Genomic DNA, 20,287 nt, shown 5'->3' with positions numbered 1-20,287 from the left:
GCTACCCACCAGGGCGGGTCGCAACATGGGTGCGACACCCGTGATCAGGTCGCCAGCGGGTCTACCTCGACCAGCCCACGAACATGTTCGGCAATCGCCAGGCAGGCGGTCAGGCCCGGCGATTCGATGCCGAACAGGTTCACCAGGCCGGCGATACCGTGCTGCGCCGGGCCATCGATGCGAAAGTCTGCGGCCGCCTCGCCGGGCCCGCTGATCTTCGGGCGGATGCCGGTGTAGGCCGGGTGCAGCGAATCGTCCGGCAGCCCCGGCCAGTAGCGGCGGATCGCCGCGTAGAAGCCATCGGCCCGTTCGGGCTCGATGCGGTAGTCCAGCCCATCGACCCACTGCACATCCGGGCCGAAACGCGCCTGGCCGGCCATATCCAGTGTCAGGTGCACGCCCAGGCCGCCCGGTTCCGGCAGCGGATAGACCAGATGGCGAAACGGCGTACGCCCGGCCAGGCTGAAGTAGCTGCCCTTGGCGAAGAACTGCCGCGGCCGCGCCGCCGGGGCCAACCCGGCGGTGTGTGCGGCGAGGACGGGCGCACCATGCCCGGCGCAATTCACCACGGTGCGGGCCAGTAGCTGCAGCGGATCGGCGCCGCCCACCTCGACCTGCAAGCCTGCGCTGCCGACGTTGATCGCCGTTACCGGCGCGTTCAAAGCCAGTACCGCGCCCTGCCGCTCGGCATCGCCCAGCAATGCCAGCATCAGCGCATGGCTGTCGATGATGCCGGTGCTTGGCGAGAGCAGCCCGGCCACGGCATGCAGCTGCGGCTCCAACGCCCTGAGGGCGGCAGCATCGAGCCGTTGCAGATCCTCGACGCCATTGCTCAGGGCATGGGCCTGCAGCCGGTCGAGCCCATCCAGTTGTGAGTCCTCGGTGGCGACGATCAGCTTCCCGCAGCGCCGATGGGCCACGCCGTGGCTCTCGCAGAAGTCGTACAGCAATCGCCGCCCGGCGACGCACAGCCGGCCCTTGAGCGAGCCCTGCGGGTAGTAGATGCCGGCATGGATGACCTCGCTGTTGCGTGCACTGGTGGCGGTGCCGAAGGCCGCCTCGGCTTCCAGCACCAATACCTCACGCCCAGTCAGCGCCAGTGCGCGCGCCACGGCCAGCCCGACCACCCCGGCGCCCACCACCACGCAATCCACTCGATCCATGCCAGACTCCTCGTCCCGAACGTCCCAAGCCTGCCGCAACCACAGCGGTCGGCCAAGGGTCGGATGAACCATCGACGTCTTTTCAAGGAAACCCGGCATGCGCATCGGTCTGATCTCCGACACCCACGGCCTGCTTCGCCCCGAGGCGCTGGCGGCGTTGCAGGGTTGCGCGCGGATCATTCACGCCGGCGATATCGGCAAGCCGGCGGTGCTCGACGGGCTGCGTGCCATCGCGCCACTGGAGGCGATCCGCGGCAATATCGATACGGCTGACTGGGCGCGGGAGCTGCCGGAACGACTGGACCTGCGCATCGGCGGCCTCACCCTGCATGTACTGCATGACCTCAAGCTGCTGGATATCGACCCGCTCGCCGCCGGCATCGACGTGGTGATTGCCGGCCACTCGCACAAACCGAAGGTCGAGCGGCGCGATGGCGTGCTCTACATCAATCCGGGCAGCGCTGGTCCGCGGCGTTTCAGCCTGCCCATCAGCCTGGCGCTGCTGGAGCTGAACGACGGTGATGCGCAGGTCGAGCTGATCAGCCTCAGCTGACGCCCATGTAGCGATCGGCGCGGTGGTTGATTGCCAGCACCAGGTTCAGCGCCACGGCGCCGAGCACCGACAGCACCACCTTGTCCGCAGGAACGACAAACACGGCCGCCAGCACGATCAGCGAGTCGATGCCCATCTGGAAGGTGCCGGCGCGTACACCGAAGCGTTCCTGCAGGAACAGCGCAAGGATGTTCACGCCGCCGAGACTGGCGCGATGGCGGAACAGGATCAGCAGGCCGACACCAATGGCGAAACCGCCAAACACCGCGGCGTAGACCACGTTCAGCTCGGCGAAGCGCATCCATTGCGGCGTCAGCTCAGCAAACAGCGAGACCAGCCCCACCGCGCAGACGGTGCGCAGGGTGAACTGCCAGCCCATGCGCCAGATCGCCAGCGCATAGAACGGCAGGTTGAGCAGAAAGAACGCCGGACCGAACGACCAACCCGCCAGGTACTTGAGCAGAAAGGCCAGGCCCACGGTGCCACCAGTCAGCAGCCCGGCATGGCTGTAGAAGGCGATACCGAGGGCGACCAGCGCGGTGCCGGTGAGCAGCGCGAGGCCGTCCTCCCACAGCGGGTGGCGGACGAAGATCGCGGCAACGCGCTCGGCTTCCGGGGCATCGGATTTGTCAGGTTGCATGAGATTTCTCGTTACGACAGCGACGGGCAGCATAGAAGCTGCGGCCCGCGAAGGGTTTGGCGCCGATCAAGCGAAGAGCGTGCCGGTCAGCTCTGTTTTTGCCAGGTCTCGAAACAGTAGGCGGGGGCATCACCGTCGGCCGGATGCGACTGGCTGTCGACGCACTGCCACTCGGCTTCGTCGAATGCCGGAAAGAACGCATCACCTTCGGGAGCCGCATCGATTCGCGTGAGGTAAAGCCGCTGCGCCTGCCCCAACGCCTGGGCGTACAGCTGCGCACCACCGATCAGCATCAGCTCGTCGACGCCCTGCTCGCGCGCCCACTGCTCGGCACGCACCAGCGCGGCGTCCAGGTCGGTGAAGGTTTCCGCGCCGTCTAGCTGCAGATCCGCCTGGCGACTGACCACCAGGTTGAGCCGACCCGGCAGCGGGCGGCCGAGCGAATCCCAGGTCTTGCGGCCCATGACGATCGGTTTGCCGAGGGTCATGGCCTTGAAATGCTTGAGATCGGCGGGCACGTGCCAGGGCATGCGGTTGTCGAGGCCGATCACGCGGTTCTGCGCGAGGGCGGCGATCATGGCGAGGGGAAGAGGGGTCTGATTCATGGCGGCGAGAATAGCAGAGCGGCGCTTTTTCCTGCAGCGTCGTCGGTTTCATAGGCGAGCAAAACAATCGCAACGTCAGCCGTTCGTCGCCTTCATCTCGCGGAAACGAACATGGTGGCGAAACGTCAAAGTCCGGTCATGCAACTGGCTCAGGCTGTGACCTTCCAATCCGAGGAGATGCCGAAATGGCCCGCAAGACCACCGCTTCCCTTCGCCGCTGGCTGACCGCCTGCAGCCTGCTGCTTCCACTGGCCGGTGTTGCCGCGCCGGATGAACACGCCGCGAAACACCAGGCCGCGCGTGGCGAGCCGTCGCCGCTGGTGATCGCCCACCGCGGTGCCAGTGGCTACCTGCCGGAGCACACCTTGGCCGCCTATGCGCTGGCAGTCTTCCAGGGTGCCGACTACATCGAGCCGGATCTGGTGATGACTCGCGATGGGCAGATCGTCGCCCGCCACGACAATGAGCTGGGCCTGACCACAGATGTCTCCCAGCATCCCGAGTTCGCCGATCGCAGGCGCACCCAGCGGGTCGATGGCGTCACCCTCACCGGCTGGTTCAGCGAAGATTTCACCCTCGCCGAGCTGAAGACCTTGCGCGCCATCGAGCGCATCCCGGATATCCGCCCGGGCAACGCCCGCCTAGATGGCAGCCTGGAGATTCCGACCCTGCAGGAGATCATCGATCTGGTGAAAACCCTGCAGCTCAGCCAGGGCCGGCGCATCGGCCTGTACCCGGAAACCAAACACCCGACGCACTTCCAGCAGCTTGGCCTGGCGATGGAAAAGCCGCTAGTGCGCATCCTCACCCGCAACGGTTATGTCGGTCGGCAGGCGCCGGTGTACATCCAGTCCTTCGAAGTGGACAACCTCAAGACGCTCAGCCGGCTCACCCAGCTGCGCCTGGTGCAGCTGTTCAGCTCGGGCCAGCCGTACGACCAGCAGGTAAGCGGCAGCAAGCTGACCTACGCGCAGATGGCCACGCCGGCCGGGCTCAAGACGATTTCCAGCTACGCCGCGGGCGTCGGCCCGGAGAAAAGCTACATCATCCCGCGCGATGCCAATGGCAACCTCGGCACGCCGACCGGCTTCGTTGCCGCCGCCCATGCCGTCGGACTCAAGGTCCACCCGTACACCTTCCGCGCTGAAAACGCCTTCCTGCCGGCCAACCTGCGCAGCAGCGACAAGCGCCACGAGCGTGGTGACATCGAAGCGGACATTCGCGCCTTCCTCGACGCCGGCATCGACGGGCTGTTCATCGATCAGCCGGACATCGCCGTGAGCGTACGCACAAAGGATTGATGCAGATAAGCAAAGGGCGGTCATGCTGACCGCCCTTTTCGTTTACGCCTTGTTGGCGAGCTTCTGCAGATTTTCGTGGATCTTGAACAGCACGATCAGCAGCTCGCACCAGATGCGGGTACCGATCGCCCCGAATATCAGGATGCCCAGTGCCTGCCAGATGGCACCGGAAAACAGCGCGACGACAAATCCGACGACAACCGAAACCAGGCCGAGCCAGTAGATCAGCGTGATGATTTTCGGCGTGAGCATGGCATCGAAGAAGAACAGGTCTTTCATGGGAATTCCCTTTCGTAGGCGTAATGGCAGGCCTGAGGCGACAGTGCCTCTTGCCGGTCCATGGCAGATGAATCAGCCCTGAGGCCGCCCGATACTTATCGGGGCGCGGATTCTAGCCGCCTTGGCTGCGACATCCAAGGCAACGACGCCGACCGAGCAGCAGCACGATTCCCCCGCGCCTGCCTCGACGGGTATGCTCGGGCCTTCGCCCTGCCACGAGACGCCGCGTGACCGATCTCCCGTTACCCGCCCTCAGCCCTCTCGACCGCCACTGGCTTACCGAAGCCGTGCGCCTGCGCGAAGAACATGCCGGGCCGTTGGAGGATGACGAAGCCAATCGTCAGGCCCGAGCCCGAGGCGGCGACCTGCCAGCATTGATCGAACAGCGCGCGCTCTGGCTGGCGCGCCGTGATGGGCTGATCGAAGCGCTTGTGCACTGGCGCCAGGGGGCGCGCCTGGGAGCTATCGTCCTGGCCTTGCTCGCTGTCTTTACCGGCGCTGGCCTCGCCTTCGCCGCGCTCGGTGACGGACAGCGGCCGGTCAATGTGTTCTGGGCACTTGGCAGCCTGCTCGGATTGAATCTGCTGACCCTGCTCGGCTGGCTGCTCGGCCTGTTTTTTGCGCGCGACAGTGGCGGCGCGTTGGGACGGCTGTGGCTCTGGCTCAGTGAAAAGCTCGCCCGTGATGCACGCGCCGCGCAGCTGGCGCCGGCCTTGCTGACGATGCTGCATCGACATCGACTGGGCCGCTGGCTGCTGGGCGTCGGCGTGCACGCCCTGTGGCTGTTGGCCATGGCCAGCGCCCTGCTTACCCTCCTCGCACTGCTGGCAACCCGGCGCTATGGCTTCGTCTGGGAAACCACCATCCTCGGCGAGAGTGCGTTTGTCGGCCTGACCCAGGCCCTCGGCGCGCTGCCGGCACTGCTCGGCTTCAGCGTGCCAGATGTCGAGCAGATCCGCGCCAGTGGCGCACTCGGTGGCGATCTGGAAGGCGCGCGGCAACGCTGGGCCGGCTGGCTGGTCGGCGTGCTGCTGATCTACGGCCTTCTGCCACGGCTGCTGCTCGCCGGGTTCAGCCTGTTGCGCTGGCGCCACGGGCGCGCAGCCCTGACGCTCGACTTGAGCCTGCCGAGCTACCGCCTGCTGCGCGAGCGCCTGCAGCCAGCGAGCGAGCGACTCGGCGTTCGCGATGCGGCGCCGGCCCAGCTGCACGCGCCGAGCGCCGGCGCTCAGCTCGACGGCAACGCTGGCGCCGTGCTGGTAGCCATCGAGCTGGATGGCAGTCGCGCTTGGCCACCAACGTTGCCCAAGGGCGTCGCCGATGCCGGCATCCTCGATGATCGCGAGCAGCGTCGACGCCTGCTCGATCAGCTCACCCGCTTTCCCCCGGCGCGCCTGGCCATCGCCTGTGATCCACGACGCTCGCCGGATCGCGGCACCCTGGCGCTGATCGGTGAATTGTCACGCTGCGCCGCGGCAACCCACGTCTGGCTGCTACAGGCACCGCCGGGCGAGGCATTGGACAGCTCACGCCTGGATGACTGGCATCAGGCGCTGGAAGCCCTGGGCCTGCCCCACTCCAGCACTTCTCCGCTGAGCTGGTTGGAGAGCGGTCATGACTGAAGCCCTGAAGCTCGCCGTGGTCGGCCACACCAATGTCGGCAAAACCTCGCTGCTGCGCACCCTGACCCGTGATAGCGGCTTCGGCGAAGTCTCGCACCGGCCGAGTACCACCCGCCATGTCGAAGGTGCGCGGCTGTCGGTGGACGGCGAGGCACTGCTGGAGCTGTACGACACCCCGGGCCTGGAAGACGCCATCGCCCTGCTCGACTACCTCGAGCGCGTAGATCGACCCGGCGAACGCCTCGATGGTCCGGCGCGCACCGCGCGCTTTCTCGACGGCAGCGAGGCACGTCAGCGTTTCGAGCAGGAAGCCAAGGTGCTGCGCCAGCTGCTGGCCAGCGACGCCGGGCTCTACGTGATCGACGCCCGCGAGCCGGTGCTCGCCAAATACAAGGACGAGCTCGCGGTGCTGGCCGGCTGCGGCAAGCCGCTGTTACCGGTGCTCAACTTCGTCGCCCAACCCGGGCATCGCGAGGAGGAATGGCGCCAGGCGCTGGCTCGTCTCGGCCTGCATGCGCTGGTGCGCTTCGACAGCGTGGCACCACCAGTGGATGGCGAGCGCCGGCTGTACGAAAGCCTGGCGCTGCTGCTGGAACAGGCACGACCCAAACTGCAACGGCTGATCGAAGACCATGAAGCGCAGGCTGCCGCGCGCCTGGCCAGCGGCCAGCGGCTGATCGCCGAGCTGCTGGTAGACGTCGCCGCCTGCCGGCGCAGCGTGGCGGCCCAGCCAGAGCTGGAGCGTGGCGCCATACGTGAATTGCACGACGCCGTGCGTGGCCGCGAGCAGCGCGGTGTCGATGCGCTGCTGCGCCTGTACGCCTTCCGCAAGGAGCAGGCAGCGGCCGGTGATCTGCCTCTGCTCGATGGCCGCTGGGGCGACGACCTGTTCAATCCGGAAACCCTCAAGCAGCTGGGCGTGAAGATTGGCAGCGGCATGGCTGCGGGTGCTGCCGCCGGTGCCGGAGTCGATCTGATGGTCGGTGGCATCACCCTCGGCGCGGCAGCCCTGCTCGGCGCCATCGCTGGTGGTGGTGCGCAGACCGCCCGGCACTACGGCAATCGCCTGCTGGGCAAGCTCAATGGCCAGCGTGAACTCACTGTCGATGATGCCGTGCTGCGCCTGCTCGCCTTGCGCCAGCGCCAACTGCTAGCCGTGCTCGCCACCCGCGGGCACGCTGCGACCGAGGCTATCCGCCTGGCCACGCCACAGGATCAGAGTTGGCGCGAAGGCCAGCTGCCGGAAGCGTTGCAGCGCTGCCGCGCCCATCCGGAGTGGTCATCACTCAACCCCGGTGCCCGCCTGCAGGACGTCGAGCGTCAGGCGACATTGGATGAGCTGCAAGCCGAACTGCAGCAGGACTGAACCCCTTCGGCTGCCGCTAGCGGTGGGCTGAAGCCCACCCTACACATGTGGCGTCTGCCGGGTTTACTGACGGAGATGGCCACGAAAAGGTTGGTCTAGCCGCCCATTTCCCCATGCGCCGGCGCGCATCGCGCTTTCGCGGCCGGTATCGACACGCGCCCTACCCGCAAGGTGCACAGGGTTGCCAGCACGATAAGCAAACCACCCGCCCAGCCCATCGGCCCCAGCCGCTCGCCCAGCCAAAGGCCGGCGATGATCGCGCCGAACAATGGTTCGGAACCCATCAGCAACGACACCCTCGTCGCGCTGCTGCGCCCCAGCGCGAGGTTCTGCACGTACATCGCAAACAACGTCGCGAACAGCACCAGGTACAGCGTCGCGAACCAGAACGCCGGTTCTGCCGGGAGCGCGGGCAGCTCGCCCGGCAACGACAAACCGAGCAGGATGCAGCCGCTCGCGACGACGCCGCTCTGCACCGCAGTCAACGCCAACGCGGGAATCGCCTGCCCCGCCGTCAGCCGCCGGGTCAGGCAGACCAGCACGGCGCGCAGCAGCGCGGCGGCGAGCATCAGCACATCACCGGCGTTGAGCGACAGGTGTGGGCCGCCGGTCAGCAGCCAGACGCCCGTCAGCGAAAGTGCGCAGGCGATGAACAGCGAGTGATGCGGCCGCTGGCGCAGCAACAGCCACTCCATGAACGGCGTGATCACCACGCACAGACTGATCAGGAATGCCGCATTGCTGGCGCTGGTCAGCATCACGCCCCAGGTCTCGCAGAGAAAGATCGCCAGCATCACCAACCCCAGCGGTATACCGGGGCGCAGCGCTCGACGACCTACGCCGCGCAGTTGCGGCAGCAGCAGAACGAAGGTCAGGCCGAAACGAATCGCCAGGAAACCCAGCACCGGATAGAACAGCAGCGCCTGCTTGGCCACCGCATAGCTGCTGCCCCAGATAAGCGCCACCATCAGCAACATGCCGTCGACCTGCCAAACGGCCGGCCCAAACTTATTCGCCATGACCCTGCTCCATTCGACACCAGGAACAATTGTCCATCGTGACCACAGCATCGATAATCCAGCGAAACAGCACAGGACTTGTTCCGCATGGGAACGAATGACAGCGCAGCCCTACTGCCCTATATGGCGGTGTTCGTCCGGGTCGTGGAGGCCGGTAGCTTTTCCGCCGCGGCGCGACTGCTCGGCAGCACGCCGTCGGCCGTGAGCCGGCAGGTGGCACGGCTGGAAGAGGCGCTGGCACTGCGCCTGCTCGAACGCACAACGCGCCAGTTGCGCCTGAACGAGGCCGGGGCCGAGTTCTATCAGCACTGCCGCAGCATGTTGGAAGCAGCCGACGCCGCTATTGCGATTGGCGAACGCCTGATGCGCAGCCCGCGGGGGCTGGTGCGGATCAGCGTGCCGAAGGCCTATGGAAAATTCGTCGTCAGCCCGCTGATGCCGGAGTTTCTGCAGCGCTATCCCGAAGTCGACGTGCAACTGCAGATCAGCGACCAGAGCCCGGACCTGATCGACGACGGTTTCGATCTGCTGGTGCAGGTCACCGACAGCCCGCCCGAAGGCCTGGCCGGAAAACCGCTCGGCCCAGTGCATCAGCTGCTTTGCGCGAGTCCCGATTACCTGCAGCGACACGGCGAGCCGCAACATCCGCAGGACCTGCTGCGCCATAGCTGCCTGTATCTCGGGGAAAGTGCCGGGGACAACCGCTGGCACCTGCGCCGCGGCGACCAGCAGGAAACGGTCACAGTGCATGGCCGCTACATCAGCAACCACAGTGAAGCACGGCTGCAAGTAGCGTTGGCGGGCCTTGGGATTAGCTGCCTGCCGCATTTCACCGCGGCCCGGGCGTTAGCAGAAGGAGGTCTGCGCGAAGTGCTGCCGGAGTGGCGCTACACCGGCTCCTACCAGGGCGCGGCCTGGCTGCTGTGGCGACAGAATCATCATCTGCCGCCCAAGACGCGGGCGCTGATCGACTATCTGAGCGAGGCGCTGATCACCACCTGAGCAGCATCCAACCGAGCGCCCGCTCGGCGATGCCACGCCCGACCGATGCATATCAGCAAACGAACGGCCCCGCGTAGGGTGGGCTTCAGCCCACCAGCGGCCTGAGGCACTCCGAAATGCGGTGGGCCTCAGCCCGCCCTACGGTTCTGCCCGGTTCAGCGCTCTTTGGTGCCTTCCACTTCCTCGGCCATGCGCGCGAGACCGAGGTGGCGCACGTCGGTGCCGCGCACCAGGTAGATCACCAGTTCGGCGATGTTGCGCGCGTGGTCGCCGATGCGTTCCAGCGAGCGCAGGGCCCAGATCACGCTGAGCACGCGGGAGATCGAGCGCGGGTCTTCCATCATGTAGGTGACCAGTTCGCGCAGGGCGGTCTTGTATTCGCGGTCGACGGTCTTGTCGTACTGCGCCACCGACAGCGCCAGATCAGCATCGAAGCGGGCGAAAGCGTCCAGCGCCTCCTGCACCATCTTGCGTACCTGATCGCCAATGTGGCGCACCTCGACGTAACCCTTGGGTGATTCGCCTTCTTCGCACAGCTGGATCGCGCGGCGGGCGATCTTGGTCGCTTCGTCACCGATGCGTTCGAGGTCGATCACCGACTTGGAGATGCTGATGATCAACCGCAGGTCAGAGGCCGCCGGCTGGCGTCGAGCGAGAATGCGTACGCACTCCTCGTCGATGTTGCGCTCCATCTGGTTGATCTGATCGTCGACTTCGCGCACCTGCTGGGCCAGCCCGGAATCGGCCTGGATCAGTGCGGTCACCGCGTCGTTGACCTGTTTTTCCACCAGCCCGCCCATGGCCAGCAGGTGGCTGCGCACCTCCTCCAGCTCGGCGTTGAACTGCTGGGAGATGTGTTGGGTGTGGCTGTCTTTGCTGATCATGTGCGAACCCTTGCGAAACGGTTGTTCTCTCGCCGGACGGTCCGGCCTTTGGCAAATCGTGCTGCGCCAGGAGGCGGCGCAGCCAAAACGAACGAGGTTCGTGGGTGGGCCTTGCCTCGAGCGCGATCCCGGTGGGCTGAAGCCCACCCTACGCCGTTTGTTCACGTCCCTGCCCTGGTGAGGCCCTTGGGAAATCGTTCCTGGCGAGGAGGGCGCGCGCAGAAAGTACATACGAGTACGGCAAGCGCGCCCGACGACGCCAGGGGCGATTTCACATGGCCTCAGCCGTAGCGGCCGGTGATGTAGTCTTCCGTCTGCTTCTTGGCCGGGTTGGTGAACAGCGTATCGGTGTCGCCGTACTCGATCAGTTTGCCCATGTACATGAACGCCGTGTAGTCGGACACCCGCGCGGCCTGCTGCATGTTGTGGGTGACGATGACAATGGTGTACTTGGCCTTGAGTTCGTAGATCAGCTCTTCGACCTTGAGCGAGGAGATCGGATCGAGGGCCGAACTGGGTTCATCGAGCAGCAGCACTTCCGGCTGCACGGCAATGGTGCGGGCGATCACCAGGCGTTGCTGTTGACCGCCGGAGAGGCCGAGTGCCGATTCGTGCAGACGATCCTTCACTTCTTCCCAAAGCGCGGCGCCCTTGAGTGCCCATTCGACTGTTTCGTCGAGCACGCGCTTCTGCTTGATGCCCTGGATGCGCAGGCCGTAGACGACGTTCTCGTAGATGCTCTTGGGGAACGGGTTGGGCTTCTGGAACACCATGCCGACGCGGCGGCGCAGGTCGGCGACATCTTCGCCCTTGCGGTAGATGTTGGTGCCATCGAGGTTGATCGCGCCCTCGATGCGGCAGCCGTCGACCAAGTCATTCATGCGGTTGAAGCAGCGCAGCAGGGTCGACTTGCCGCAGCCGGACGGACCGATGAAGGCGGTCACGCGCTGGCGCGGGATGTTCATGCTGACGTTGAACAGCGCCTGCTTCTGGCCGTAATACAGGCTCAGATCAGGGACTTCGATGGCCACCGGCTCTTTGGCCAGATTCAGGCTGCGCTTGTCACGGCCGAGGGCCGATATATCGATGGAATGTGTGTTGGTTTGCATGTGCTCGCTCCGTTCGCAGCCTCAGGCTGCAAAGCTACAGGCTGCAAGCCTGGCCGGGGTGCTTCGTCTGGAAGCGTGCGGCCTGCTTGCAGCGCCAATCAATGATCCAGCGCCTTGTACTTCTCGCGCAGGTGGTTGCGAATGTAGATCGCGCTGAAATTGAGCGTGGCAATCACCAGCACCAGCAGCAGCGCCGTGGCGTATACCAGCGGGCGCGCCGCCTCGACGTTGGGGCTCTGAAAGCCGACGTCGTAGATATGGAAGCCCAGGTGCATGATCTTCTGGTCCAGATGCAGGTAAGGGTAGTTGCCGTTGAGCGGCAGGTTCGGTGCCAGCTTGACCACACCGACCAGCATCAGCGGCGCCACTTCACCGGCCGCGCGGGCCACGGCGAGGATCAGGCCGGTCATCATCGCCGGGCTGGCCATCGGCAGCACCACCTTCCACAGCGTCTCCGACTTGGTAGCACCGAGGGCCAGCGAGCCCTCGCGAATCATCCGCGGGATACGCGCCAGGCCTTCCTCGGTGGCGACGATGACCACCGGCAGGGTAAGGATCGCCAGAGTCAGCGAGGCCCACATCAGCCCCGGCGTGCCAAATACCGGTGCCGGCGCGGCTTCGGGGTAGAACAGGCGGTCGAGCGAGCCGCCCAGCACGTAGACGAAGAAGCCTAGACCGAACACGCCGTAGACGATCGACGGCACGCCGGCGAGGTTGTTCACCGCGATGCGGATGATGCGGGTGAGCAGGCCCTGCTTGGCGTATTCGCGCAGATAGACGGCCGCGATGACGCCGAACGGGGTGACGATCACCGCCATGATCATGGTCATCAGCACAGTACCGAAGATCGCCGGGAATACGCCGCCCTCCGTATTCGCTTCACGCGGCTCGTCGCTGACGAACTCCCACAGCTTGGCGAAGTAGAACAGCAGCTTCTGCGGTGTCGACATGGCATTGGGCTGGAAGGCCCGCACCACCTTGCCCAGGGTAATTTCCTGCTCGCGGCCATCGGCCGTGCGCACGGTGATGCTGTCGCGGTTGAACGCCTGCTGCAGGGCAACCAGCTTTTCTTCCAGCACCCGATACTCGGCATCCCAATGGGCGCGTTCAGCATCCAGCTCGGCCTGCGCCGCAGCGTCCAGCTTGTCCTGCAATTCAAGCTGACGGGCCTTCAGGCGCAGGCGCTCCAGGCCGTGGTTGATACGGCCGATATCGACCTTCTCGATGCGCGCGATTTCGCCGTGCAGGTCGTCGACACGGTCGATACGACGCTGCAGCTCGTCCCAGGCGCCCTCACCCTCGGCAACCAGCTGACCGGCTTCTTTTACATTGAGCAGATAGCCATAGAAATTGCCCCACTCGCGACGCTCTAGGACCATCAGATCGGCTGGCCGGCGCTGATTGCTCAGCCACTCGCCCACTACCCAGGAGAAGTCCGCGCCATAGACGTCACGGTTGCCCACCTTGAGCAACTCGCGGGTCATGAACTCGCCACCCTCGACGTTAACCGGCAGCCCGCTGGCAGCCAGACGTGCACGCGGTACTTCTTCGGCCTGCACGACCTCACCGGCCAGCACCCGCATCTCGGCACCGGGCATGCTGTAGTCAGAAACCATCACGTCGGCCGGCCAGAAATGCGCCAGACCGCGCACGGCGATGATCGCCAGCAGACCCAGGGTCATGATCACTGCGATGGACACCGCGCCGGCGTTCATCCATATCCAGGGTGTGCCGCTCTTGACCCAGGTGTTCAGCGAATCCTTTTTCACGGATCGATACCTTTTCCGAAGTCTCGTCGCGGCCGCTAACGACCGCGTTATCGCCCGCCCGCAGGCGGACCTTGTTTACAGGCTGGCGTACTTGCCGCGCAGGCGCTGGCGAATCAGCTCGGCCAGGGTGTTCATCACGAACGTGAACATCAGCAGCACCAGCGCGGCGAGGAACAGCACGCGGTAATGGGTGCCGCCCACCTCGGACTCGGGCATTTCCACTGCAACGTTGGCCGCCAGGGTGCGCATGCCTTCGAAGATGTTGGCTTCCATGATCGGCGTGTTGCCGGTAGCCATCAGCACGATCATGGTTTCACCCACGGCACGGCCCATGCCGATCATCAGCGCCGAGAAGATGCCTGGGCTGGCGGTCAGCAGCACGACGCGGGTCAGCGTCTGCCAGGGCGTGGCGCCGAGCGCCAGGGAGCCCAGGGTCAGGCTGCGCGGCACGCTGAACACGGCATCTTCGGCGATCGAGTAGATCGTCGGGATCACCGCGAAGCCCATCGCCAGGCCGATCACCAGGGCGTTGCGCTGATCGAACGGGATGCCCATGTCGTTGGACAGCCACATGCGCATGTCACCGCCGAAGAACCAGTTCTCCAGATGGCCGCTGATTTCCAGCGAGCCGTAGCCGATCAGCAGGATCACCGGGATCAGCAGCACCGCTTCCCAGCCATCCGGCACGGCCAGGCGCACGCCCTGCGGCAGGCGACTCCAGGTCCAGGCGGCGAAGAGAATGCCCACCGGCATCAGCAACAGCAGGCTGAAGATGCCCGGCAGGTGGTTCTCCAGGAAGGGGGCTAGGAACAGGCCGGCGAAGAAGCCGAGAATCACCGTCGGCAGCGCTTCCATCAACTCGATGATCGGCTTGACCTTGCTGCGCAGCCTGGGCGCCATGAAATAAGCGGTGTAGAACGCCGCGCAGATAGCCAGCGGCGCCGCCAGCAGCATGGCGTAGAAGGCTGCCTTGAGCGTACCGAAGGCCAGCGGCGCGAGGCTCAGCTTGGGTTCGAAGTCGCTGTTGGCCGAGGTGGACTGCCAGACGTAATCCGGTTCTGGATAGCTCTCGTACCAGACCTTGCCCCACAGGGCGCTCCAGGAGATTTCCGGATGCGGATTGTCGATCACGAACCGCTGCAGACCCTGGCTCGATTCGATCAGCAGACGAGTGGCCCGCGGCGACATGGCCGCCAGCGCGGCGCCGTCAGCGACCTGCTCCTTGACCAGCGTGCGATGTGCAGTGCTGTGGAAGACGCCGAGATTGCCGCTGTTATCCAGCGCGAGGAATCCCTTGCGACGCTCCTCCGGCAAAATCTGGCGAACCGGGCTGCTGCCCAGCTTGAAGCTGCGCACGTTCTTCAGCTCGGCCTCTCCATCGGCCGCACGCACCATGAACCACTGACCTATGGCGCCTTTGGAGTCGCCAATCAATAGCGAGATACCGCCCAGCAACGGGCTGACGCTGGTGATCTCGCTGCCGTCGCCGACCAGCTTGTAGCGGCCGTTTAGTTGCTTGCGACGCAGGTCGAACACGTCAGCGCTGGCCTTGCCGCTGATCGCGTAGAGCCACATGTGGCGTGGGTCGATCAGCAACTGGCGAATCGGTTCAGCCATCTGCGGCAGGTTGAGGCGCTCCTGCTCGAGGGTCACCTCACCGGTCAGCAGGTTCTCGCTGCTGGCGATGCGCTGGGCATGCAGTGCGGTGCCGGTGGCGCCGGCAACCAGCAGCGTCTTGCCGTTCAGGCTGATCGCCGCACGGTCGATGGCACGCCCTTCCGGATCGAGTTGCAAAGGCTCTTCACCGAAGGGATAGGCCAGTTCAGGAGTGATCGTCTTTTGATTGTTCGGGTAGGTGAGCTTGTAGTTGTGCTCAACCACCAGCGCCTGGCCATTATCCAGGCCCAATACCAGTCGACGCGTTCCGGGCGTGTCCTGGCCAACCGAGACGATGCGGCTGCCTTCCGGCAGTGGCAGGGCCTTGCTCGACAGCAAAACACCGTCGCGCAGGCCAAAGAAACGCACCTGGCCGTCTTTACCCAGACGCAGAACAACCTGATTCTGCTCCTCGATGGCCAAGAGCAGCGGTTCGCCAGCATCGGCCAGCCACGCCGGCTGTTGGGCCGCGCGGCTCTCCAGCTCGGCGCCCTGGAACATCGGCAGCACGACCTGCGCGAGGTAGAAGAAAATCAGCGTGATGGCGCCCAGCACCGCCAGACCGCCGATGGATACGTACCAGCGCGCCAGGTGGTCTTTCAGCGCGCGGATGCGACGCTTGCGCTGCAGTGCTGGCGTATTGAAGTCCAACCGTTGCACATCGGAATTCGCGGTCATGTTTTCCATGTCGTTCATGCCAGAGCTCCTGGGCCTGAGCGGCCCTTCGGGGCGCCTAATCTAATGAAGCTGTGTGACAGAAAAATTACAGTCAGGTGACGCGACGAAGCCCACCAGCGCGTATCGCGTGGCGGGCATCTGCGCAGGGTCGGCGCTAGGTTGCGCCGACCCCAGCCTGGGTCTTACAGACCCAGTTCCTGCATGGTCTTGTCGACCACCTTTTTCGGCAGCGGGATGTAGCCGTCCTTGACCACGACTTCCTGACCCTGCTTGGAAAGCACCAGCTTCAGGAACTCGGCATCGATCGGGCTCAGCGGCTTGTTCGGCGCCTTGTTGACGTAGACGTAGAAGAAGCGCGCCAGCGGGAACTTGCCGGCCAGGGCATTATCTTCGTTCGCCTCGAAGGCCTCACCACCCTTGGACAGGGGCACGGCGCGGACGCTGGAGGTCTTGTAGCCGATGCCCGAGTAACCGATGGCGTTCAGGGTGCTGGAGATCGACTGCACCACCGAAGCGGAGCCCGGCTGCTCGTTGACGTTGGACTTGAAGTCACCTTTACACAGGGCTTCTTCCTTGAAGTAGCCGTAGGTGCCGGATACCGAGTTGCGACCGAACAGCTGAATCGGCTTGCTCGCCCACTCGCCGGTCATGCCCAGATCACCCCAGGTCTTGATGTCTTTCTCGCCACCGCACAGGCGGGTGCTGGAGAAGATGGCGTCGACCTGTTCGATATCCAGCGACTTGATCGGGTTGTCCTTGTGCACGAACACCGCCAGGGCGTCGATGGCTACCGGCACGGCAGTCGGCTTGTAGCCGTACTTTTCTTCGAAGGCCTGAATCTCGTTGTCCTTCATCGGGCGGCTCATCGGGCCCATGTTGGAGGTGCCTTCGGTCAGAGCGGGCGGCGCGGTGGAGGAACCGGCGGCCTGGATCTGAATGTTGACGTTCGGGTAGCTGCGCTTGAACTCTTCAGCCCACAGCGTCATGAGGTTGGCCAGGGAGTCGGAACCAACGCTGGACAGGTTGCCGGAAACGCCGGAGGTCTTCTGGTAGCTCGGCAGGGCCGGGTCTACAGCTGCGACCGCGCTTGCGGCGCCCACGCCAGCGGCTACAAAGGTCAGGGCCGCCATCAAACGATTCAGTTTCATACCTTGCTCCTAGCAGGTGTGTGCTCGAGTGTGTTGGAACGGGGGCCAGTATCTTCAGGCCGTGTGAACACTCTATGAAGCTAGTGTGACAATCTGATTACGAGCCCACCCATTGAGCCGCCGCGGTCGCTGCGGGCTTGTACAGCCGCTATACTCGGCGCCGTCGCCCGCACTAGCGCGGGCATTTCGCGCCAGAACAACAATCGAGCCGCGAGTCCGACCGATGAAAGAATACGAACAGGAAGATCCGATTCCACAGGGCGACCTGGCCCTGCAGCTCACTGCGCTGCCGCGCGAGACCAACGGTTTCGGCGATATCTACGGCGGTTGGCTGGTTTCCCAGATGGATCTGGCCGGCACGGCGATGGCCAGCCGAGTGGCCGCCGGGCGGGTCGCCACGGTGTCCATCGATCGCATGGCGTTCATGGTCCCGGTAGCCGTCGGCGCGCAGCTGTCCTTCTATACCCAGACGCTCGAGGTCGGGCGCAGCTCGATCCGCATGCTGGTCGAGGTGTGGAGCGACGATCCGCTGTCCAGCGAATGGCGCAAGGTCACCGAGGCTGTCTTCGTCTTCGTCGCCATCGACGGCAGCGGCCGCACCCGCTCGGTGCCACCGCGCCGCTGACACCACGGCCTAGCGGCCAGGCACGTCCGAACGGGCTTGCCCAGCGGCCACTGCAAAGCGGTTCTTGCCGCTGGTCTTGGCCTGGTAGAGGGCGGTGTCGGCGCAATGGTAGAGCTGCTCGGGCTGCTGACCATCCTGTAGCGTGGCGATACCGATACTGACCCCAACCCGCGCGGCGGCGTCCTGCGGATGCCTGATGTCGAGCGCCGCCAGCGCCGTGATCACCTGCCGCGCGATGCGCTGCGCCGCGGCGTTATCGCAGTTGTACAGCAACAGCGCGAACTCCTCGCCACCGACCCGCGCCGCCTGGTCCAGCGGACGTCGCGCAAAGCCGACCAGCAAATCGCCAAAGCTGCGGATCAGCGCATCGCCGGCTGGATGGCCGAAGGCGTCGTTGTAAGCCTTGAAGTCATCCAGATCGAGCAGCAGCAGGCTCAACGGCCGACGATCCCGCCGCGCTTGGGCGATCTGCTGACGCAACGCCAGGTCATGGCTGCGCCGGTTGGCCAAACCGCTCAACGCATCGTGCTCGGCGACCCAGCCCAGCAGCTTGCGCATCAGAAACTGATCCCGCTGCGAGTACTCGTGTACATAGCGGCTGATGGCACCAATGATCAGCAACAGCACGTAATAGCTAACGGCAATCCAGTGTTCCGGCATCAGCTCGGCCGGCAGGATCAGGCTGGCAATGGACACATCCGCCAGGACGATCAGCATGGCGCACAGCAGCGCCCACCAGAAGGTCACACCGAGGAAGAAGAACGAACTGACGATCAGCAGGCCGGCGCCATAGCGGAAGTTCAGCTCGGTCTCGAGTGCTTCGAAACGGATGTCGATCAGTGCGGCGAGGATGCCTACCGTCACCAGCAATACCGGAAATACGCGATTGGCCTGCGCGCGAAACCTGCGGCTGTAGAAGGTCAGCACCAGCACGACAACACCCGGAAGAATCTGCAGCACGCGCAGCAGCGTCAGGGTCGTCAGCCAGCCGGTACCGGCGAGATTGAAAAACCGATGCTCGCAATACAGGTAACCGGAAACGGCGAGAATCAGTAGCAGCGCGGCAAGGCGCTGCGAGGTGCGCGCATGACGATCCAGGTAATGGCGAAACTCCCGCTCCAGCTCAGGCGCGAAGTGCAGCAGACGGAATCCGCCATGCAGCTGTCGCCCGTAAGGCGTATCGCGGAAGTCCTCGGCAGAGGGATGGTCAGTCATGTATCGCATTGGGAGCTCGCAGGTTAGGCGACGAATGATATCACCAAGCCACTACGCGTTTGTCGGTGGCCCGACCGGCGTGGCGCCCATGTCGCAACCGCGAATTGGACACAAGACTTGCGCTGGATGTTTCCAGCATCGAAGATCGAGCGACATGCACTGCTGGATGTATCCGTGACTGCCTTGCTGCTGGCCCTCTGGCCCTTGTTCGCCCTAATCGTAGCCGGCTATTTCCTGCGCTTGCGCGCCTTTCCCAGCGCCGAGTTCTGGCCCGGCGCCGAGCGCATCAACTACTTTGTGCTCTTTCCCGCCTTGCTATTCAGCAGCCTGGCCACGGCGCCGCTGGATAACCCGGCGTTGCCGCGCCTGGCCGCTGCCGTAATGCTCGCACTGGGGCTTGCCTGGATCGCGTTGCTGCTGATGAAGCGCTTGCGCGGCTGGGCCGCCGGCCGCTTCGGGGCCGTTACCCAGGGCGTGCTGCGTTTCAATACCTATCTGGGTTTGGCTGCCGTTGGCAGCCTGTTCGGGAAGGAGGGCCTGGCACTGGCAGCACTGATGCTGGCGCTGATGGTACCAACGGTGAATGTCATGTCGGTCTGGGCGCTGACCGCTGAGCGTGGCGTCAGTGCGCGCGGCCTGCTGCTGCCCATCATCAAGAATCCGCTGATCCTGGCCTGCGTCGCCGGCGCTCTGGTCAACCTGTCCGGGCTGGGTTTACCCGGCGGCACGGACCGGCTGCTGAGCCTGCTCGCTGCGGCCAGCCTGCCACTCGGGCTGCTCTGCGTCGGTGCGGCGCTCAAGCCACAGGAACTAGGCGGGGAAATCCCCGCGCTGGGCTGGAACTGCGCGGCGCGCCTGCTGGCCGTGCCGCTGCTGGCCTACTGCGTGGCGCTGGTGCTCGGCTTGCCATCGATGGAAACGACCATCCTGGTACTGTTCTTCGCCCTGCCCACCGCACCGACCGCCTATGTCCTGACCCGTCAGCTCGGCGGCGACAGCCACCTCATGGCCGGCATCATCACCTTGCAGACGCTGCTCGCGGCGGCCAGCCTGCCACTGGTGCTGACGCTGCTCAACGGCTGATCAACGCGCGACTTGGCCGCGCAGCAGACGCAGCAGCATCAATGCCAGGCCGACGCCCAGCGCGCAGAGAACCAGCAGCGGGCCGAGATAACCGAGGGCGTCCTGCAGCCAACCGAGCAGCTGGTGCAGCCATTCGGCACGCCGGGACATTTCAACCGCGACGTAACCGCCCTGCTCCCAGATTTGATAAGCCGCGTGCAGGGGGATCAGCGTCAGCGGCAGCAGAATCAGGCACAGCCAGTAGCCGCTGCGCCGATACGCGCCCATCAGCCCCCATGGCAGGTAAGCGGCACGAATCAACTGGAAGAAGCAGACGATGTAATAGACCACCAGCAGCAGGGCGAAACCGCTGGCCGCGGAAGGCGCAAGCCAGAGCTCGCGCAGCGCCGCAGTGCTAATCATCAGACTGAGCATGCCCCATAGCAGAAGGAAGAACGTTCTCATCGCAAGTTCCGGTGTCAGCTTTTGGCGAAAGCGCATCGGAACAGAATTCCGAGCGCCATACGCACAACGGCTTCACGAAACAGGCGGCGATGAGCAGCGAACGTGCCGGCTTCGAGTAGCCGCGCA

General features: G+C 64.8%; 19 protein-coding genes. 7 read left to right on the top strand and 12 right to left on the bottom strand.

The window, feature by feature from the left end; translation table 11 throughout:
- Positions 1 to 44 precede the first annotated feature (44 nt).
- Positions 45 to 1,163 (bottom strand): NAD(P)/FAD-dependent oxidoreductase, encoded by a 1,119-nt coding sequence (locus tag SM130_RS01085; RefSeq protein WP_102823999.1) that lies wholly within the window; start codon positions 1,161 to 1,163, stop codon positions 45 to 47.
- Between the two features lie 97 nt (positions 1,164 to 1,260).
- Between SM130_RS01085 and SM130_RS01080 the strand changes: the two genes are divergently transcribed.
- Positions 1,261 to 1,716: a metallophosphoesterase family protein gene (locus tag SM130_RS01080; protein ID WP_102823998.1), complete on the top strand. Its 456-nt coding sequence runs from the start codon at positions 1,261 to 1,263 to the stop codon at positions 1,714 to 1,716.
- Here the strand turns inward: SM130_RS01080 and SM130_RS01075 are convergent.
- Both SM130_RS01075 and folA read right to left on the bottom strand, forming a co-directional pair.
- Positions 1,709 to 2,356: a YitT family protein gene (locus tag SM130_RS01075; protein ID WP_102823997.1), complete on the bottom strand. Its 648-nt coding sequence runs from the start codon at positions 2,354 to 2,356 to the stop codon at positions 1,709 to 1,711. The two genes, SM130_RS01080 and SM130_RS01075, sit on opposite strands and share 8 nt — an antisense overlap.
- Positions 2,357 to 2,442: 86 nt before the next feature.
- Entirely contained in the window at positions 2,443 to 2,961 is a 519-nt protein-coding gene (gene folA, locus SM130_RS01070) for a type 3 dihydrofolate reductase (RefSeq protein WP_102823996.1), read from the bottom strand.
- A gap of 185 nt (positions 2,962 to 3,146) precedes the next feature.
- On the opposite strand from folA, the gene SM130_RS01065 reads away from it, so the two are divergent.
- Positions 3,147 to 4,262 (top strand): glycerophosphodiester phosphodiesterase, encoded by a 1,116-nt coding sequence (locus SM130_RS01065; RefSeq protein WP_102823995.1) that lies wholly within the window; start codon positions 3,147 to 3,149, stop codon positions 4,260 to 4,262.
- A 42-nt stretch (positions 4,263 to 4,304) separates the two neighbouring features.
- On the opposite strand, the gene SM130_RS01060 is transcribed toward SM130_RS01065, so the two are convergent.
- Complete coding sequence (locus SM130_RS01060; RefSeq protein WP_102823994.1) at positions 4,305 to 4,541, bottom strand: DUF4282 domain-containing protein; 237 nt, start codon at positions 4,539 to 4,541, stop codon at positions 4,305 to 4,307.
- Positions 4,542 to 4,768: 227 nt separating this feature from the next.
- On the opposite strand from SM130_RS01060, the gene SM130_RS01055 reads away from it, so the two are divergent.
- Positions 4,769 to 6,163 carry a DUF2868 domain-containing protein gene (locus tag SM130_RS01055; protein WP_102823993.1) on the top strand — a complete coding sequence of 465 codons (1,395 nt, stop codon included), beginning with the start codon at positions 4,769 to 4,771 and terminating at the stop codon, positions 6,161 to 6,163.
- Entirely contained in the window at positions 6,156 to 7,529 is a 1,374-nt protein-coding gene (locus tag SM130_RS01050; RefSeq protein WP_102823992.1) for a DUF3482 domain-containing protein, read from the top strand. The genes SM130_RS01055 and SM130_RS01050 overlap by 8 nt, the downstream gene beginning before the upstream one ends.
- A gap of 95 nt (positions 7,530 to 7,624) precedes the next feature.
- On the opposite strand, the gene SM130_RS01045 is transcribed toward SM130_RS01050, so the two are convergent.
- Complete coding sequence (locus SM130_RS01045) at positions 7,625 to 8,548, bottom strand: DMT family transporter (RefSeq protein ID WP_102823991.1); 924 nt, start codon at positions 8,546 to 8,548, stop codon at positions 7,625 to 7,627.
- A gap of 87 nt (positions 8,549 to 8,635) precedes the next feature.
- On the opposite strand from SM130_RS01045, the gene SM130_RS01040 reads away from it, so the two are divergent.
- The gene (locus SM130_RS01040) at positions 8,636 to 9,550 is read left to right on the top strand and encodes a LysR family transcriptional regulator (RefSeq protein ID WP_102823990.1); all 915 of its coding nucleotides are present in this window, start codon (positions 8,636 to 8,638) and stop codon (positions 9,548 to 9,550) included.
- 155 nt (positions 9,551 to 9,705) lie between these two features.
- Here the strand turns inward: SM130_RS01040 and phoU are convergent, their stop codons facing one another.
- From phoU to SM130_RS01015, 5 genes are all read right to left on the bottom strand, one after another.
- A complete protein-coding gene (gene phoU, locus SM130_RS01035) occupies positions 9,706 to 10,434 on the bottom strand; it encodes a phosphate signaling complex protein PhoU (RefSeq protein WP_015275235.1) in 729 nt (242 codons plus the stop codon).
- 281 nt (positions 10,435 to 10,715) lie between these two features.
- Complete coding sequence (gene pstB / locus SM130_RS01030) at positions 10,716 to 11,543, bottom strand: phosphate ABC transporter ATP-binding protein PstB (RefSeq protein ID WP_102823989.1); 828 nt, start codon at positions 11,541 to 11,543, stop codon at positions 10,716 to 10,718.
- A 98-nt stretch (positions 11,544 to 11,641) separates the two neighbouring features.
- The gene (pstA, locus tag SM130_RS01025; RefSeq protein ID WP_102823988.1) at positions 11,642 to 13,312 is read right to left on the bottom strand and encodes a phosphate ABC transporter permease PstA; all 1,671 of its coding nucleotides are present in this window, start codon (positions 13,310 to 13,312) and stop codon (positions 11,642 to 11,644) included.
- Between the two features lie 75 nt (positions 13,313 to 13,387).
- Entirely contained in the window at positions 13,388 to 15,664 is a 2,277-nt protein-coding gene (locus tag SM130_RS01020; protein ID WP_102823987.1) for an ABC transporter permease subunit, read from the bottom strand.
- A gap of 164 nt (positions 15,665 to 15,828) precedes the next feature.
- Positions 15,829 to 16,794, bottom strand: coding sequence for a PstS family phosphate ABC transporter substrate-binding protein (locus SM130_RS01015; RefSeq protein ID WP_102823986.1), 966 nt, complete (start codon positions 16,792 to 16,794; stop codon positions 15,829 to 15,831).
- A 223-nt stretch (positions 16,795 to 17,017) separates the two neighbouring features.
- On the opposite strand from SM130_RS01015, the gene SM130_RS01010 reads away from it, so the two are divergent.
- Positions 17,018 to 17,419, top strand: coding sequence for an acyl-CoA thioesterase (locus SM130_RS01010; protein WP_003303235.1), 402 nt, complete (start codon positions 17,018 to 17,020; stop codon positions 17,417 to 17,419).
- 9 nt (positions 17,420 to 17,428) lie between these two features.
- Here the strand turns inward: SM130_RS01010 and SM130_RS01005 are convergent, their stop codons facing one another.
- Complete coding sequence (locus tag SM130_RS01005; protein ID WP_102823985.1) at positions 17,429 to 18,634, bottom strand: GGDEF domain-containing protein; 1,206 nt, start codon at positions 18,632 to 18,634, stop codon at positions 17,429 to 17,431.
- A 174-nt stretch (positions 18,635 to 18,808) separates the two neighbouring features.
- On the opposite strand from SM130_RS01005, the gene SM130_RS01000 reads away from it, so the two are divergent.
- Complete coding sequence (locus SM130_RS01000) at positions 18,809 to 19,717, top strand: AEC family transporter (protein WP_258006866.1); 909 nt, start codon at positions 18,809 to 18,811, stop codon at positions 19,715 to 19,717.
- On the opposite strand, the gene SM130_RS00995 is transcribed toward SM130_RS01000, so the two are convergent.
- Positions 19,718 to 20,161 carry a hypothetical protein gene (locus SM130_RS00995; RefSeq protein WP_102823983.1) on the bottom strand — a complete coding sequence of 148 codons (444 nt, stop codon included), beginning with the start codon at positions 20,159 to 20,161 and terminating at the stop codon, positions 19,718 to 19,720.
- Between the last annotated feature and the right edge of the window lie 126 nt (positions 20,162 to 20,287).

Origin of the sequence: Stutzerimonas stutzeri, from assembly GCF_038561965.1 — a bacterium.
Classification (GTDB): domain Bacteria; phylum Pseudomonadota; class Gammaproteobacteria; order Pseudomonadales; family Pseudomonadaceae; genus Stutzerimonas; species Stutzerimonas stutzeri_AA.
Note: the sequence above shows the minus strand (reverse complement) of the source record. Positions and strands in the feature narration are given on the sequence as shown.